This is a genomic window from Asticcacaulis solisilvae, from assembly GCF_017875235.1.
GTDB classification, from domain to species: Bacteria; Pseudomonadota; Alphaproteobacteria; order Caulobacterales; family Caulobacteraceae; genus Asticcacaulis; species Asticcacaulis solisilvae_A.
Map to the genome: position 1 here is coordinate 100,678 of NZ_JAGGMI010000005.1, position 16,874 is coordinate 117,551.

Below are 16,874 nucleotides of genomic sequence, written 5' to 3' on the forward strand. Positions count from 1 at the left end.
TCTGACGTGGGCAAGTCACGTAACGGAATTAGCGAGAGACTCTGTGCAGCTTCGCGCAAACGTGAGCCTCGCTCTTAAAAACTGTAGTTCACTCCCACCCGCAAACTCCGGCCCGCGCCCACGACGATGTCCTTGGTCGCCGAAGTCGCCTCGCGGATTTCCGCATCGGTGGCATTGCGCAGTTCCGCGAACAGGCTGAGGCCCGGCTTGATCCGGTAAGACGTGAACAGGTTGACCATGGTGTAGCCTTCGGTCGGCGTCTCCAGCTCCGCCAGCCGGTCGTCGCGTGCGTCGACAGCGCGAACCTCGACGTGGCTACGCCAGGCGTCGCCGGCGCTTTCCAACCGCGCCGTCAGCGACTGCGGCGGGATACGCGCGATCGGGCCCAGGTCGGACGATCCACGTACGTAGTCGTAGGCCAGGTTCAGGCTGACCGTCTGCCTGCGCCACGCAAACAGGCGCGTATCGGCCTCCAGTTCCACGCCCCAGATATCGGCGTCGGTCTGAACGTACTGGAAGACCGGCATGCCGTCCTCTTCCGCGCCGGTCGGCCTGAGGTCGATGAAGTTGTCGAAGCGGCTGGCATAGATATGCGCGTCGACCTGGAAGCGGTTATGCTCGTCGACCATCAGGTGGCCAGTGAATTCCAGCGACTGCCCGACCTCGGTATCGAAATCCGGATTGCCCACGACAAACTGCGCCGTGGCGATGTGCGGCCCGTCCGCCAGCAGTTCGGCGTCCGACGGCGCCCGCTCCGACCGCGTCAGGCTGACGCCAGCAAAGGCGTGGTGCGACGGCCGGTAAAAGGCCCCCAGCGACGCGGACAGCGTGTCGAAATCGCGCGAGAAATCATTCGAGGTCAGTTCGGTGCGGTCGATACGCGCGCCGCCCTCGACGCCCCAGTTGCCGCTGTCGTAACGATACTGCGTAAAAATGCCGGTCTGGCGGGTCTCGGTCGACGGTACGAAAGCTTCGTCGCCGATGGCTTCGAAATTGCGGTCGAGCCCCGTAATACCAACCGTGCCGCTGACCTTGCCCATGCCGTCGCGCACCAGGGTGAGGCGATATTCACCGCCGTCCGACAGGAAGCGCGTGCCCGTCTCCTCGCCCTCGAATTCGGTGTGCTGATAGTCGCTGTATCCGGCGTCGAACGTCAGGCGATTGAAGCCGGCCAGGGCGAGCTTGATGTCCGAGCGGAAATCATAGCGCGTCTGCTCGAGGCCGATCGAGACCGGGCCCTCTTCCTCATGCTCCTCTTCCTCGCCCTCTTCGTGTTCATGTTCGTGCGAATGGCCGGGGACGCCGTAATGGGTATCGGTCTGCTTGACGCTTAAGCCCGCAAAGCCAAAATCACCGATCCACGACACCCCGGCGCCATAGCTTTCCAGGTCGGTCGCCGAATTTTCCTGGACACGGCGCGTATCCGGTTCCTCGCCTTCCAGGTTGGTCAGGTAGCGCGACTCCGGGCCGACGGGCGTGTCGTAATCCTCACTCTGGCGTTTCGCATAGTCAAAGGCGAAGACCAGAGGCCCCTTGCCGACCTTGCCGCCCAGGCCCAATTGCCGGCCGTCATCGACACTCGACGCCTGGGCCGTCACCCGGCCTTCGAAACCATTGGCCGCGGGCGTTGTCGGGATGCGGTCGTCGATGATGTTGACGATGCCGCCGATGGCGTTGCCGCCATAGATCAGGGCCGATGGGCCGCGCAGGACCTCGATGCGGCGCGCCTCCAGGGGCTCGGTCGCGACCGCGTGGTCGGGCGACAGCGCCGAGGCATCGACCGCGCCCATGCCGTTGTTCAGCACCAGGACGCGAAAGCCTTCCAGGCCACGGATGACCGGACGGCTGGCGCCCGGCGCGAAGCTGGTCGAGCGGATGCCCGGCAGGTAGGCCAGCATGTCGCCCAGGCCCTGCGCCGGCTTTTCAGCGATCTCGGCGCGGCTCAGGACATCGACGCTGGACATGACCGCGTCCTTTTGGACCGCGTAGCCGCGGCCGGTGATGACCACCTCCTCGCCGCCCGCGGCCGTGTTTGACGTCTGAGCCGCAGCCATCGCCGGACACGCGGCAAGCACGGCGGACAATGCAATGATGGAGGCGGAGGCGGACGGGTGTGGCATGACAAAAACCCCTGACGGACAAGTGATGGCGGTTTGTTATGTAATAATATAACGCCCGTCAAGCCCTTCTGATATATTATTACACTTAAGAGGTAAAACCCTGCTGTTGCGAAAAGCGATGACGCGTCTTACCTTGGAGGCATGAGTCACGCCTGCGCCCACCACGACCACGATCATCACCGCCCAGCCGACACGCCCGCGCGGCTGGCGGAAGCGGAGGCTCTGTGCGCCGACGCCGGCGAGCGCATGACCTCGGCGCGTCTGCGCACCTATGAGCTGGTCCTCGACGCCGGCGGGCCGATCAAGGCCTATGACGTCATTGACCGCTTCCATCCGGACGGCGCGGCCAAGCCGCCGACCGTCTATCGCGCGCTCAGCTTCCTTGAGCAGATGGGGCTGATCCACCGCATTGAAAGCCTGAACGCCTTCGTTGCCTGCGGCGCGCATGATCACAAGCATACGGCCGGCTTCCTGCTATGCGACTGCTGCGGACGCAGCGTCGAGATCGCCATACCGAACGTGGCGGACATCGAAGCCAGCGCAGGGGCGACCGGTTTCAAGGTTTCGCATATCACTATGGAGGCGCGTGGCCTGTGCCAGGCGTGCAGCCAGGAGTAAGGGCAGCCATGAACAGGCGTGCAGCGGCGATTAGCCGCACTGCCTTCGCATCTGCGGAAATCGCTTGCATGTGATCACGGTTAATTTAGACATCGTTGCCACTCAGTTATTGCGTTTGTAACCGACTCGCCGATGCGTGAAACGTATCTGCCCCAGCGCGCGATCTGCCCCCAAATGCCTGCTCCGAATTCAACGACCGCCGCGACGCTCCAGATGATCGACCCGGCGTCGCTGCGCCATATCCTGGAGCAGCACGCGCTCTTCAAGGCGAATCGTCCCGGCGGACGGATCGCCAATCTATCCTATATCGACCTGACCGAAATGAAGCTGGAGGGCGTCGATCTCAGCGACGCCAACCTGACCGGCGCGCGCCTCTACGGCGCCAGTTTGCGCGACTCCATCTTTCTGCGCGCCAACATGTTCGGCTGCGACCTGCGCAATGCCGACCTGCGCTTCGCCCGCCTGGACCGCGCCGACCTGCGCGGCGCCTGCCTGCGCGGCGCCAACCTGTCAGCCGCCTCGCTCATCGGCGCGGACCTGCGCGAAGGCCAGATCGCCTTCAAGGACGACAAGCAGGGCCTGCGCCTCATGAAGCACGAAAAGCGCCCGGGTGAGCTCGACTACGCCATCCTTTCCGGCGCCGACCTGTCGGGCGCCCGCATGAACGGCGCCCTGGCGGTCTCGACCGACTTCAGCGACGCCAACCTGTCGGGTGCGGTCATGAGCCAGGCCAAGCTGCGCAAGGCCAATCTCAACGGCGCCATGATCAACGGCGCGGACCTGTCCGGCGCCGATGTGACTGGCGCGACTATGCGCGGCGCCATCATGGTCGATACGACGACCAGTGGCTGCAATCTCAAGGAAGCCGACACGGCGGACATGCTGGAAGCGCCGATCGCCGTCTTCATCGACGACCAGCCCCTTGATCAACTCCTGTCCGAGCACGAGCAATGGGTGAAGACCGGCGGCGCATCGGGCGCGCGCCACAGCTTCGCCAGGGTCGATTTCCGTCTGGTGCACACAATGAATGGCCGCTGCCTGTCGACGCTCGATGCCTCCGACGCCGTCTTCTTCGGCATGGACCTGAGCGGCATCGAGCTTCAGGGCGCCAATCTCGTCAATGCCGACCTCAGGCGTTGCAATCTAAGAGGCGCGGACCTGCGCGGCGCGCGGCTGCAGGGCGCCAAGCTGAACAATGCCTGCCTCGAAGGCGCCAATCTCGGCCCGCTCGACCTCGGCGGTGGCCGGCTGATCCGCAGCGACCTGACGGGCGCGAACCTGTGTCACGCGGATCTCAGCCGCGCGGACCTGACGCGCGCGCGTATGATCGCGATCATCAATGACTATATGCGCGACAAGGGCACCAACTACACCCTCACCGAACGGGAATAGGTCTGTAGAGCGCCATTTGCGGAATGGAACTCAGCTGGTTACGGTTTGATATTTTTCGCCCGAAAGCAGACATGCCGAGAGCTAGTGGCGCGAATGCGCCGCCATGAACATCGCGACGGCTGACTGGCAATAGGCCGAAATCTCGGCGTCATTTTCCGCGCGCTCTGGATCGAAATGCACGACGGAAAGAAGGTCGGACCCTTTGAACAACGCCCCGAACAGACGTGCGGACTGCACGGGATCGGGAATAAACAGGGCTTTGCTGTCGTGCAGGCGCCGGAGCAGGCTTTCGATCTGCCCCAGGAACCTTATTGGACCCGCTTCGAAGAATAATCGCGACAGCCGGGCCTGATTAGCCTTGTCCGACGCAATCATGTCCGTCACGCTGCGTACGTCCGGACTGAGCAGGAGGCGAAGAAGGCTGTTGCCGACCGCCAGCAGTTGGTCCTCGGCCGTCCCTTCCACGCCCTCGAACAGGGACTTGGGCGCAAATGCCTGGCAGCGCGTTGCGATCGCCGCGCTGAACAAGGCCTCCTTATTCTCGAAGTGCTTGTAAATACTTAGCTTCGATATCTTGGCCTGGTTCGCGACCTTGTCCATGGTCGTCGCCTGGAAGCCCAGCTCACTGAACAGATCACAGGCAGCGTCGATGATTTTTTCAGACAGGGCAGGATCGACAGGCCGGCCGCGACGCGCAGGGCTATTTTCAGGATTTTTTTGGGGCATACTAATAATGATACTTGACAGTATCCAAATTTGGGCGCTTTACGATACTCATGAGTATCAAATACGTCACCCCATGGATCAAAGTCAATATGTCCTTTCCATCCACCCTCACAAAAAAAGCCCCGGCCCTGGCCTCCCTGGCTACGGTCATGGTCGTTCTGGCCGCTTGTCAGGCCCCGGCAAAGCCTGAAGCCAATACCCCTCCCCGCGTCCTGACCTACCGCGTCGGCACTTCGACCGAAGCCGAAACAGCCTATGCCGGCACCATCCGGTCTCGGGTCGAGCAGGCCCTGGCTTTCCGGGTCGGCGGCAAGATCATCGAACGCAAGGTCAATCTCGGCGACCGCGTATCCCCTGGGCAGGTGCTGATGCGGCTCGATCCGACGGATTACAGCGACGGCGTCGATGCCGCCACAGCAGCGGTCGCGGCCGCACGCAGCGTCGCGGTCCGGGCCAATGCCAACTATGAGCGGGTGAACAGCCTGGCCGCCAGCGGATCGACTTCGGTCGATATGATCGAACAGGCACGCGCCGCAAAGGATGGCGCCGACGCCAGCCTGAAGGCCGCCGAAGCGCAGTTGGCGACCGTCAGGAACCAACGCGGCTATACAGAGCTGCGCGCCGATGTCGCCGGCGTGATCATCGACCTGCCCGGGGAAGCCGGGCAGGTCGTGGCGGCCGGGCAGCCCGTGATGAAGATCGCGCAGGCCGGTGCGCCCGAAGCCGTCGTCGGCCTGCCGGAAGCCGGCCATGCCATTGGCGAGGCGGCGCAGATCACCGTCTTTGGCGCGAACGGCACCGTCTTTAACGGCCGCCTGCGTCAGATATCCGCCGCTGCCGATCCGTCTACCCGGCTGTTCGAGGCGCGGTATGTGCTGGACGCCAGCTTTGCCGACGCGCCGCTGGGCTCGACCGTTCAGGTCACCCCTTCCGGCGTGAAGGCGGCATCGGCATCGCTGGATGTTCCGCTGGCGGCATTGGTCGATAAGGGCAACGGCACAAAGGTCTGGGTCATCGACGCCAAGGGCAGCGTCCGCGCAAGACCGGTAAAGGTCGCGCGCTTCAATGAGGAAACCGCGACCGTGTCATCCGGCCTCGCCCAAGGGGAGGTCGTCGTGGCGGCCGGCGCGCAGTTGCTCAACGAAGGCCAGGTCGTTCATGCCATCACGGAAGGCACGCTGTGAGCTTCCCCAACCTGTCCGCACTGGCGGTGCGCGAACGCGCCGTTACCCTGTTTCTTATCCTGGCGGTCCTTGCCGCCGGCACATTCGCCTTCATAAAGCTGGGCCGGGCCGAAGACCCGCGCTTTACCGTCAAGATCATGACCGTCACCGCCGTGTGGCCTGGTGCAACCGCAAAGGAAATGGACGAAAACGTCGGCGACCTCCTCGAGAAGCGCCTGCAGGAACTGCAATATTACGACCGCGTCGAAACCACGGCACAGCCAGGCGTGCTGCAGGCCAAGGTCATCCTGAAGGACTCGACGCCGCCGTCGGCCGTACCGGAACAATTCTACCAGGTGCGCAAAAAGCTGTCCGACGAAGCCCGGAATCTCCCAAGAGGCGTCTACGGTCCCTTCTTCGACGACGAGTTCAGCGACGTCTATTTCTCGCTCTATGCCATCCAGGCGAAGGGCCTGCCGAACCGCGAACTGGTCAAACAGGCGGAAACCCTGCGCCAGCAACTGCTGCAAGTGCCGGGCGTTCAGAAGGTCAAAATCCTGGGTGAACGCCCCCAGGCGATTTTCGTCGAAATTCCGCAGGCCAAGCTGGCGACATTAGGCGTCAACGCCCAGGATATCATGGCCGCGCTGCGTGGTCGCAACGACGTCACGCCTTCGGGCTCTGTCGGTACGGTTGGCCCCCGGATACAGATCCGGCTCGATTCCGGCCTGAACTCACTGGATGACGTGCGCAGCGTGACGCTCAGCGTCCGTGGCCAGTTGCTGCGCATCGGTGACATTGCCGAGGTCCGCCGTGGCTACGAAGACCCGGCAACTTACGAAATCAACCATGCCGGCAAGCCGGCTGTCGTCCTCGGCGTCGTCATGGCGCCGCGCTATAACGGCCTGACGCTCGGCAAGGCGCTCGAGAAGGAAGAGGCCGGCATGCGTGCGCAGCTTCCGCTGGGCGTCAGCTTCACCAAAATCTCCGACCAAGCCAAGGTGATCCACCACTCGGTCGATGAGTTCATGGTGAAGTTCCTCGTCGCCCTGGGCGTTGTAATGTTGGTGTCGCTGGTGGCGCTCGGCTTCCGTGTCGGCCTCGTCGTGGCCGCCGCCGTCCCCCTGACCCTGGCCATCGTTTTCGTGGTCATGCTGCTCACCGGTCGCGACTTTGACCGGATCACGCTTGGCGCGCTGATTATATCGCTGGGCCTGCTGGTCGATGACGCCATCATCGCCATCGAGATGATGGTCGTGAAGCTGGAAGAAGGCTACGATCGGATCAAGGCCGCGACCTATGCCTGGACGACGACCGCGGCGCCCATGCTGTCGGGCACGCTGGTAACGATCCTGGGCTTCATTCCGGTCGGCTTTGCCCAGTCCTCGGCCGGGGAGTATGCCGGCAACATCTTCTGGGTCGTGGGTTTTGCCCTGATCGCGTCGTGGGTCGTCGCGGTTACCTTCACACCCTATTTGGGCGTGGTCATGCTGCCCGACATCAAGCCGAAACCCGGCCATCATTCGATGTACGACAGCAAGGGCTATACGGCCTTCCGCAAGCTGGTCCGGCTCACGGTCGACCATCGCATCCTGACGATCGCCATTACGGTCGGCCTGTTCCTTCTGTCCGGCGCCGGAATGATGGTGGTGAAGAAGCAGTTCTTTCCCAATTCTGACCGGACCGAGCTGACCGTCGAGGTCAAGATGCCCGTCGGCAGCGCGTTCGAGGCCACCAAGGCCGTGACGGCGCGCATCGAAGCCGATGTCATGAAGCAGCCCGAGGCAACCGATGTGTCCGCCTATCTGGGACGTGGCGCGCCGCGCTTCTTCTTCTCGCTGAACCCGGAACTGCCCAATCCGGCCTACGCCCAGGTCGTCATCCAGACGAAGGACGTCGAAGCGCGCGCCAGGCTGAAGGCACGCCTACAGCAATGGACGAAGGACGGCCGCTATCCGCAAGCCCGCGTCCGGGTGACGCAGTTCCTGTTCGGTCCGCCCGTGCCCTACCCTGTGCTCTTCCGCGTCATCGGTCCGGATGAAGCCGGCATCATGAAGGTCGCCGAAGAGGTCCGCGCCGTCCTTGAACACAATCCCAATGTCATCAACCCGCATCTCGACTGGGGCGAAAAGACGCCGATCATGCGTTATGTCATCGATGATGCACGTCTGGCTCAGCTCAACCTGACCCGCCAGGCCGTGGATTTCCAGCTGCAAGGGCTCGTTTCGGGTGCTCCGGCAACCCAGATGCGCGAGGGGACACGCACGGTCGATGTCGTCCTGAAAACACCAGCCGGCGAACGTCGCTCACCTTCCGACCTGGCCGGCATGACGGTCGTCAATACGCTCGGTCAGGCGATCCCCTTGAGCGCCGTCGTGCATCAGGTCCCCGATACCGAAGGCCAGCAGATCAAGCGCTATGACCGCGACCTGTTCGTCAGCGTCCAGGGCGATGTCCGGGAAGGCCTGCAACCGCCCGACGTCACGGCGGAGCTGTTGCCCAAGCTTAAGGCCATCAAGGCCAGCCTGCCTGCGGGCTATCGGATAGAGACCGGCGGCGCCGTCGAAGAAAGCGCCAAGGCCAATGTCGCCCTGGTCGCCGTCGTCCCGGTGATGATTCTCCTGACGCTTGTCGTCCTGATGATCCAGGTCCGGACCTTCTCGACCATGTGGATGGTGTTCGCGACCGCTCCGCTCGGTCTGGTTGGCGCCGTTCCCACCATGCTTCTGTTCAACCAGCCCTTTGGCTTCAACGCCATCCTGGCCCTGGTCGGACTGTCCGGCATCCTGATGCGCAACACCCTGATCCTGGTACAGCAGATCAGCGACAACAAAGCGCACGGCGCGTCGGACTATGAGGCGATCATCGAGGCCACCGTCCGCCGGGCGCGTCCGGTCATACTGACGGCGGCGGCGGCGATGCTGGCCTTCATTCCCCTGACCCATTCGGTCTTCTGGGGGGCCCTGGCCTTCGTCCTGATCGGCGGCGTCGGTGTCGGCACTGTCCTCACCCTGGTCTTCCTGCCGGCGCTCTATTCGTTCTGGTTCAATGTCCGCAAGCCACAAAGCGAGACGACACATGCGTAAACTGCTTATGCTCCTTCCCATGCTGGGCGCAATGAGCGCCTGTTCGACGCCCACGGCCAACCTACCCTTGGCGCCTGCGCCGGTGGCATGGCCGGCGCCGGTCGCTGCCCACGCCAATACCGCATGGTGGACCGGGGGCAGCGACGCAACGCTTATGAACCTGCTGGCGACGGCCGATCAAAATAGCCACGAGATCAGGATCGCCACGGCGCGTCTTCGCGAGGCCCGCGCCGCCCATGTTGCGGCACGGTCGTTCCTGTTTCCTGACATTGCCGCTGCCGGGGTAGCGCAACGTGGCGACATCGGCCTGACCTACGGCAACCGGACGATCAACATCGCCCAAGGCCAACTCAACGCCAGCTACGATCTCGATCTCTTCGGCGGCCTGAAAGCCCGCTCAAAAGCCGCCAGGGCAAACGCCACCACCGCCGAAGCGTCGCTTGCCGACGTCAAGGGCGCGGTCCGGCTGGAGATCATTGCCGCCTATATCGGCCTGCGCCAGAGCCAGCAGAGCCTGGCGAGTCTTCAAACTACGGCGTCCTCCGCCCATGCCGTTTCCGCGAGTCTGCGCGAGCAGTGGCAGAAGGGGCTGATCACCGAAGGCCAATGGCGGGCAGCCGACAGCGACGCCAGAGCCGCCGACGCAGGTGTCAGCCGGCTGACCGATGCCCGCGAACAGTATCTGAATGTCCTCAGCATCCTGACCGGCGACGACGAGATGGCTTTGCGTGCGTCACTGGAGACACCCGGAGAGATTCCGGACTTCGAGCCATCCGAAGCCGCGGCGGCCCCCCTGGCCATCCTGCGCGATCGACCGGATATGCGAATGGCGGAATCGAACCTCACCGCCGCACGGGCCGCGACGCGTTCCGCCCAGGCAGCCTTGTTCCCCAATCTGTCGATCGGGGCGTTTCTCGGCAGCCAAGACACCAGCGTCGGGCCGACGGCGGATGTCTGGAACACGGCCGCTACCGTCTATATGCCCCTGCTGAATTTTGGCCGGGTGAAAGGCCAGATCGATGCTGCCTCGGCCCGCGAGGTTCAGGCCTATGAAGCCTATCGGCTCGCCGCCATCGCAGTGCTTGCGGATGTGCGGACAAAATGGGTCGCGGCCGAACAGGCGGACTATCGCGCGCAACTGGCGACGGCCGACATGCAGGCATCCGCCCGCCGCCATGCCGAGGCGGACCGTCAACATACGGCAGGACTGATACCGAAAATCGCGTTGCTTGCGTCCACCATCCAGCTTGAGGCCTCGCGTCGCGCACTGATCGATGCCGAGGCAGACCGTTCGATGGCGGCCGCCGCGCTCTACAGGGCGCAAGGGCTCTGATCTCCTTCCCTCACAACCGACAATCCAAGGAATATGTCATGTCCAACGACAAAGTTATCGTCATAACGGGCGCCTCCTCAGGCATCGGCGAGGCAACAGCCCGCCTCCTGGCCCAAAAGGGGTTCCGGGTATTTGCCGGCGCCCGCCGCGCGCCGTCCGCGCCTTTGGTGCCCAACCTGGAATTTGGGCGGCTGGACGTCACTGACGAGGCTTCGGTCACAGCCTTTATCGACTGGGTGCTGTCCGAAGCCGGCAAGATCGACGTACTGATCAATAATGCCGGTGTTTCCCTGGTGGGCCCTGTCGAAAAAACATCGATCGAAGAGGCCAAGGCCTTGTTCGATACTAACGTCTTCGGGCCTTTGCGGATGATGCGCGCCGTCCTGCCTTCCATGCGCCAAGCCAGGCAGGGGCTGATCATCAACCTCAGCTCCGTCCTGGGATTTTTGCCCGCGCCATTCATGGGCCTTTATGCCAGCAGCAAACATGCGTTGGAAGGCATGTCGGAATCGCTTGACCATGAGGTTCGTGAATTCAATGTCCGGGTCGTCCTGCTCGAGCCGTCCTTTACCAACACGAACCTGGACACGAACTCGGCGCACGTGAGCGAGGCGTTCGGGATCTATGCCGGCCAGGTCGATGCGACGACAAAGGCGGTCGTCGCCCAGATCAAGTCGGCGCCACAACCCATATCGATTGCGAGAAAAATCCTTTCGGTGATCAACGGGCCTTATCGCCTGCGCCAGCCAGCGGATGGCCAGGCCAAACTGCTGAGCATCCTGCGCAGGTTCATGCCCGCCAGCGCCATCGACAGCAGCCTGCGGAAAAGTTTTGGCTTCAAGAGCTGACGGCCACGCTTGCGCTTGCGTCCGCATCGGTGGCAAAATCAATTGTCATACAACAACAGGTCCGGCTCTGCGGCCGTATTCCATAAAGGGTGAAACGTGGGCGGTTTGAAGAGTGGATTTCTGATGCTGGCGCTGATGACCGGTGCTGTTGCGCCCCAGGCCTTTGCGGCCACGGCAAGCGATGTTTCCGCGGCATCCGTCCGCGAACGCACGAATATCGACAAGGGCTGGCGATTTGCCTACGGCCATGCCGACGATGCCCAGAAGGATATGCAATACGGCCTCAGGCCATTCTTCTTTGCTAAGGCCGGTTACGGCGACGGCCCCGCCAATGTCGATTTTAGCGATGTCGCCTGGCGTAAGGTCGACTTGCCGCACGACTGGGCGGTCGAGCTGCCTTTCGATCCGCGTGGCAACACCAACCACGGCTCTAAGGCGATTGGCCATCCGTTTCCCGAAAACAGCGTCGGCTGGTACCGCAAGGACCTGGACATTCCCGCCGCCGACAAGGGGCGTCGCATTTCTCTTGAATTCGACGGCGTTTATCGCAACAGCGCCGTCTGGGTGAACGGCCACTATATCGGCACCGAACCGAGCGGTTATTCCGGTTTCGGCTACGATATTACCGACTACATCAATTTCGGCGGCCGCAACGTCATCTCCGTCCGGGTTGATGCGACGGTGGAGGAAGGCTGGTTCTACGAAGGCGCCGGCATCTACCGCCATGTCTGGCTGACCAAGACGGACCCGCTGCACGTGGCGAAATGGGGCACCTTCGTCAAACCTGTGGTCGAAGGCGATGCGGCGAAAATCGACGTCGCCGTGACGGTGGTGAACGATGGCAAGAGCGACCAGGCCTTTGCCATAAAACAGGAAGTCCTGGACGCAGACGGCAAGATTGTCACCGTTACAGAAACGGCAGGGCTGACGGCCGAAGCCGTCTCATCGCGCGATTTTGCCACCAGCCTCCGCCTCGACCGCGCGCGGCTGTGGTCGCTGGAAGATCCTTATCTCTACCGGCTCCGGACGACGATCCGGCGCGGAACCGAAATTGCCGACATCTATGAGACCCGGTTCGGGGTGCGCACCATCACCTGGGACGCCGACAAGGGCTTTTTCCTGAACGGCAAGAACATCAAGCTCCAAGGAACCAACAACCACCAGGATCATGCCGGCGTCGGCACGGCCATTCCGGACGGATTGCAGACCTGGCGCCTCAAGCAACTGAAGTCCTTTGGCGTGAATGCCTATCGCGCCTCCCACAACCCACCGACGCCCGAGCTTCTCGATGACGCGGATGAACTGGGAATTCTTGTCATCGACGAGCACCGGATGATGGGCACGTCGCCGGAGATCCGGGGGCAGCTCGAACGCATGGTCAGGCGCGACCGCAACCATCCCAGTGTCATACTCTGGTCGGTCGGCAATGAGGAATGGGCCCTCGAAGGCAACGAGTTGGGGACGCGGCTGGCAATCGAGATGCACGACATCGTCAAGCGCATGGATCCCACGCGCCGCACGTCGGTCGCGGCCAGTTCATCCGGCAGGGGCACGTCCGTCGGCGCGGACGTCATCGGGTTCAACTATGGCGCCCAGCATGATGTCGACGGTTTCCACGCCGCCCATCCGGACAAGCCGGCGGCCATGACGGAAGAAGGCTCGACCCTGACGACGCGTGGCATCTATTTCGATGACAGGGCCAAATCACACCTCAACGCCTATGACCGTCAAGGCCGCCCCGGCAACTCGCTGAGCATCGAGGAAGGCTGGAGACGTGTTCAGGAGCGGCCGTGGATGTCCGGCATGTTCATCTGGACTGGGTTCGACTATCGCGGCGAGACGACGCCTTTCGGCTGGCCGGCCATCTCCTCGCAGTTCGGCATGATCGACACGACCGGCGCCTTCAAGGACACGGCCTATTACCTGAAAGCGGTCTGGATGAAGGAGCCCAGCGTTCACATCCTTCCGCACTGGAACTGGCAGGGACGCGAAGGCCAGCCGATAGATGTGCGGGTCTACAGCAATGGTAACGAGGTCGAGCTGTTCCAGGACGGACGGTCCCTGGGACGCAAGCCGATGGTCAAGGACTCGCATCTCAAATGGGACGTGCCGTACAAACCGGGCAAGCTTACGGCCAAATCCTATCTCAACGGAAAGCTGGTCGCGTCCACGGACATGGCAACAACGGGTGAGCCCGTGCGTGTGACGCTGACGCCTGACAAGACAGCGCTCGTCGCGGACGGTACTGACGTTTCGGTCGTATGGGTCAATGTGGCGGACAAGGCGGGGCGCATCGTTCCGACCGCCGGCGATCTGGTGCGCTTCGAGACGACCGGCCCGATCCGCATCATCGGCGTCGGCAACGGCGATCCGGGCAGCCACGAAGCGGACAGGCCCGCACCCAGGGATCGCTTCTATGGCGTGTCCAACTGGCGGTCACTGGCAATCTCCAACCTCGAGGGCGGCGACGCGACATCGAGTTCGGCCGACACTTCCACGTGGCGCGATCCGACGCAGTGGCTGCCGCCCGAGCAGCAGCCGCCACTGACCAAGGGTCTCGTTCTCAGGGGTCAGTTCGCACGGCCACCATCTGCTCCCGGCGATGTCGCGACCCTGTTCATCGACAGCCTGGGCGCCGAACAGAAGGTCTATGTCAACGGTACGCAGGTTACGCCCCGCGCGGTTGACGGCGCTCTGGTCATTGATCTGGACTCCGCGCAGTTACGGGACACCAACAGCCTGACCTACGTCACGCCGACGCCAGAGGGCGGTGTCCAGGCCATGTTCGACCGTTCCGTCTCCGCGACGAAATGGGGCACGCTGCGCATGACGACGCCTGCGGCGCCCTGGCAACGCCGTGTCTTCAACGGCTGGGCGCAGATTATAATCCAGTCGACCGGCGAACCCGGGACGGCGACTCTGAAAGCAACGTCACATGGCCTCAAAGCCGCATCGGCGGAGTTCCGGCTAAAGTAGTCTTCAGGCCAGCATCGACTGCTGGGCGGCGATACCCGCCATCGCGCCCTGCCACGATGCCGTCGTGACCGAGGGTATGAGCGGGTTGGAGAGGTCGCCGGCGGCGTAGATGCCGGGCATGCTGGTTTCGCGGCGCTCGTCGACCTTGAGGACGATGCCCAAGGGCGTATCGACCGTGGCGAGACCCAAGGCTTCATGCAGGCTTGCGGATGGCTTGTTGCGCGGATGTGCGAACAGGATGTCGACTTCGACATCGGGTCCGATATCTAGTTTAACAGTGGCATTATGGCTTCCACGACGGACGATTTCGGTGATCCGGCCATCGACGACAGGTGTGTTGCGGCGCGCCAGATCGGCCCGGATATCTGGCGAAATGTCGCGACCATCGGCGAAGACCGTCAACCGTTCGGTCCAATCGTGGAACAGCCTGACCTGATTGTGCGACTGAGGGCCTGACCAGACGAGGCCCCAATGCTGACCGGCGACTTCAAAGCCGTCGCAATAGGGACAGGGGATGACGGACGTGCCCCATCCTTCGGCAAAGCCCGGCACGTCAGGCATTTGATCGACGACGCCATAGCTTAGGATCAGGCGACGCGCCTTCAGGGTAACACCATCGCCAGTGAGGACGGAGAAGTCGTCGATGGCGCCCGAAATGCTGTCGGCCCGCGCATTGACCAGGCTGATCGCGGGATAGCGCGCCAGTTGCCTTCTCGCCTCCGCCAGGATGTCGAGTGGTGGTTTGTGATCGTGGCCGAGCATGCCGTGCGAGCGGCCTGCAAAGCGATTGCGCGGTAAACCAGTATCGAGGACGGTGACTTTGCGCCGCGCTCGCCCGAGCTGTAAGGCGGCGGCAAGACCGGCAAAGCTGCCGCCAATAATGATGACATCATCCATGGTCATAAGCTCCGTTCAGGACACCGCTCTCAACCCAGACTGCGGTGTGAACCGTTGCGGCCTAGGTTGAGCCGCTGATAGTCGTGCATTTTAGAAACTAATGGGTATCGTAATTCACATATATGGATACTGTCAAGTACCGCTATTTGCTTAAGCAAAAAAATCTAGCCTTCCCTCGGCCGGATAGTCAAAATCAGCCGGGAAGCGACAGAAACCCTTTGGAAAATGTGGTTCAGGAGCTGGTACGCGCCATTTGCCGAAATGGAATTGAGTAGTGGCAGTTTGTCGAATCCAGCCGAGAAGATGGCGTAACCGGCCGGCATTAGCCAGGGCTTGCGCTCGATGTGAAAACGCCAGTATCGCCTTAGGGCCAAGCCGACATAGAAACCGCTTAAACTTGCAGGCAATAGCTCTTAGGCGATACCCGCCATTCGCGTCTTCGCCTCCTGCCTGTCGCGGTATTCGCCAAGGAATTTGGCCACGCGGCCAATGGCTTCGCGCAGGTCGGATTCGTGCGGCAGGAAGACGATCCGGAAGTGGTCCGGGGACGGCCAGTTGAACCCCGTGCCCTGGACCAGCATCACGCGCGTGGCCTCAAGCAGTTCCAGGAAAAACTGGCGATCGTCCCGGATCGGATAGATTTCGGGATCGAGCCGCGGGAACATGTACAGCGCGGCCTGCGGCTTGACGCAGGTGACACCCGGAATGGCGGTGATCAGTTCATAGGCCAGGTCACGCTGCTGACGCAGGCGCCCGCCTTCCGCCACCAGGTCGTTGATGCTCTGATAGCCGCCCAGCGCCGTCTGGATCGCCCATTGGCCGGGCACGTTGGCGCACAGCTTCATATTGGCCAGCATGTCCAGGCCTTCGATATAGTCGCGCGCCGAGGCCTTGTCGCCCGACACGACCATCCAGCCCGCGCGATAGCCGCAGGCGCGATAGCTTTTCGACAGCGAATTGAACGTCAGGGTGACGACGTCCGTCGACAGACTGGCCAGGGCGGTATGCCTGACGTCGTCATAAAGGACCTTGTCGTAGACTTCGTCGGCCAGGAGGACCAGGCCGTGCTCACGGGCAATGGCGACCAGTTCCCGCAACACGTGGTCCGGATAGACGGCGCCGGTCGGATTGTTGGGATTGATGACCACGATGCCCTTAGTGCGCGGCGTGATCCTGGCGCGAATATCGTCGAGGTCCGGGATCCAGCCCTTGCTTTCATCGCACAGGTAATGGACCGGCCGCCCGCCCGACAGGCTGGCCACAGCCGTCCACAAGGGATAGTCGGGCGCGGGCAGCAGCAGTTCATCGCCGTCGTCCAGCAGCGCATTGGTCGCCATCGCGATCAGGTCCGACGCGCCATTGCCGAGATAGATGTCTTCCAGGGTCACGCCCTGCACCCCCTGCGACTGGGTATAGTGCATGATGGCCTTGCGCGCCGCGAAGATGCCCTTGCTGTCGGAATAGCCGGCGGAGTTGGGCAGGTTGCGGATCATGTCCAGCTGGACTTCCTCGGGCGCATCGAAACCGAAGGCCGCCAGGTTGCCGATGTTCAGCTTGATCAGCTTCTGGCCCTCGTCCTCCATCTGCTTGGCCCGCGCCATGATGGGACCACGAATGTCGTAGAGGACGTGCGCGAGCTTGGTGGATTTGCTTATGGCTTTCATCGGGAACCGTACTGTGACATCGCGCCTTGCGGGGGGACATGGCCATTTAAT

General features: G+C 62.6%; 11 protein-coding genes. 7 read left to right on the forward strand and 4 right to left on the reverse strand.

Features of this window, described 5'->3' with window-relative positions:
• Positions 1 to 74: 74 nt before the first annotated feature.
• The gene (locus J2X24_RS10235; protein WP_209720591.1) at positions 75 to 2,120 is read right to left on the reverse strand and encodes a TonB-dependent receptor domain-containing protein; all 2,046 of its coding nucleotides are present in this window, start codon (positions 2,118 to 2,120) and stop codon (positions 75 to 77) included.
• Between the two features lie 141 nt (positions 2,121 to 2,261).
• Between J2X24_RS10235 and J2X24_RS10240 the strand changes: the two genes are divergently transcribed.
• A complete protein-coding gene (locus J2X24_RS10240) occupies positions 2,262 to 2,738 on the forward strand; it encodes a Fur family transcriptional regulator (protein WP_209720594.1) in 477 nt (158 codons plus the stop codon).
• 132 nt (positions 2,739 to 2,870) lie between these two features.
• Entirely contained in the window at positions 2,871 to 4,130 is a 1,260-nt protein-coding gene (locus tag J2X24_RS10245) for a pentapeptide repeat-containing protein (protein WP_245344601.1), read from the forward strand.
• An 81-nt stretch (positions 4,131 to 4,211) separates the two neighbouring features.
• Here the strand turns inward: J2X24_RS10245 and J2X24_RS10250 are convergent, their stop codons facing one another.
• Positions 4,212 to 4,856 (reverse strand): TetR/AcrR family transcriptional regulator, encoded by a 645-nt coding sequence (locus J2X24_RS10250; RefSeq protein WP_209720597.1) that lies wholly within the window; start codon positions 4,854 to 4,856, stop codon positions 4,212 to 4,214.
• 89 nt (positions 4,857 to 4,945) lie between these two features.
• On the opposite strand from J2X24_RS10250, the gene J2X24_RS10255 reads away from it, so the two are divergent.
• From J2X24_RS10255 to galA, 5 genes are all read left to right on the forward strand, one after another.
• Positions 4,946 to 6,040, forward strand: a complete 1,095-nt coding sequence (locus tag J2X24_RS10255) for an efflux RND transporter periplasmic adaptor subunit (protein WP_209720600.1) — start codon at positions 4,946 to 4,948, stop codon at positions 6,038 to 6,040.
• A complete protein-coding gene (locus J2X24_RS10260) occupies positions 6,037 to 9,105 on the forward strand; it encodes an efflux RND transporter permease subunit (RefSeq protein WP_209720603.1) in 3,069 nt (1,022 codons plus the stop codon). Before J2X24_RS10255 ends, J2X24_RS10260 begins: the two co-directional genes overlap by 4 nt.
• Complete coding sequence (locus tag J2X24_RS10265; protein ID WP_209720606.1) at positions 9,098 to 10,438, forward strand: TolC family protein; 1,341 nt, start codon at positions 9,098 to 9,100, stop codon at positions 10,436 to 10,438. Before J2X24_RS10260 ends, J2X24_RS10265 begins: the two co-directional genes overlap by 8 nt.
• Before the next feature lie 38 nt (positions 10,439 to 10,476).
• A complete protein-coding gene (locus J2X24_RS10270; protein WP_209720609.1) occupies positions 10,477 to 11,286 on the forward strand; it encodes an oxidoreductase in 810 nt (269 codons plus the stop codon).
• A gap of 96 nt (positions 11,287 to 11,382) precedes the next feature.
• Positions 11,383 to 14,262, forward strand: a complete 2,880-nt coding sequence (gene galA, locus J2X24_RS10275; RefSeq protein WP_310003379.1) for a beta-galactosidase GalA — start codon at positions 11,383 to 11,385, stop codon at positions 14,260 to 14,262.
• Positions 14,263 to 14,265: 3 nt separating this feature from the next.
• Here galA and J2X24_RS10280 read toward each other — a convergent pair whose 3' ends face one another.
• On the reverse strand, positions 14,266 to 15,159 hold the full coding sequence (locus J2X24_RS10280; RefSeq protein ID WP_209720612.1) for an NAD(P)/FAD-dependent oxidoreductase: 894 nt from the start codon (positions 15,157 to 15,159) through the stop codon (positions 14,266 to 14,268).
• 413 nt (positions 15,160 to 15,572) lie between these two features.
• The gene (locus tag J2X24_RS10285) at positions 15,573 to 16,823 is read right to left on the reverse strand and encodes a pyridoxal phosphate-dependent aminotransferase (protein ID WP_209720615.1); all 1,251 of its coding nucleotides are present in this window, start codon (positions 16,821 to 16,823) and stop codon (positions 15,573 to 15,575) included.
• Positions 16,824 to 16,874: the final 51 nt, after the last annotated feature.

Excerpts from the sequence above, each read along its gene's own strand:
- J2X24_RS10270 (WP_209720609.1), top strand. The coding sequence starts at position 10,477 with ATGTCCAACGACAAAGTTATCGTCATAACGGGCGCCTCCTCAGGCATC.
- J2X24_RS10250 (WP_209720597.1), bottom strand. The coding sequence starts at position 4,856 with ATGCCCCAAAAAAATCCTGAAAATAGCCCTGCGCGTCGCGGCCGGCCT.
- J2X24_RS10235 (WP_209720591.1), bottom strand. The coding sequence starts at position 2,120 with ATGCCACACCCGTCCGCCTCCGCCTCCATCATTGCATTGTCCGCCGTG.
- J2X24_RS10245 (WP_245344601.1), top strand. The coding sequence starts at position 2,871 with ATGCGTGAAACGTATCTGCCCCAGCGCGCGATCTGCCCCCAAATGCCT.
- J2X24_RS10240 (WP_209720594.1), top strand. The coding sequence starts at position 2,262 with ATGAGTCACGCCTGCGCCCACCACGACCACGATCATCACCGCCCAGCC.
- J2X24_RS10285 (WP_209720615.1), bottom strand. The coding sequence starts at position 16,823 with ATGAAAGCCATAAGCAAATCCACCAAGCTCGCGCACGTCCTCTACGAC.
- J2X24_RS10265 (WP_209720606.1), top strand. The coding sequence starts at position 9,098 with ATGCGTAAACTGCTTATGCTCCTTCCCATGCTGGGCGCAATGAGCGCC.
- J2X24_RS10255 (WP_209720600.1), top strand. The coding sequence starts at position 4,946 with ATGTCCTTTCCATCCACCCTCACAAAAAAAGCCCCGGCCCTGGCCTCC.
- J2X24_RS10280 (WP_209720612.1), bottom strand. The coding sequence starts at position 15,159 with ATGGATGATGTCATCATTATTGGCGGCAGCTTTGCCGGTCTTGCCGCC.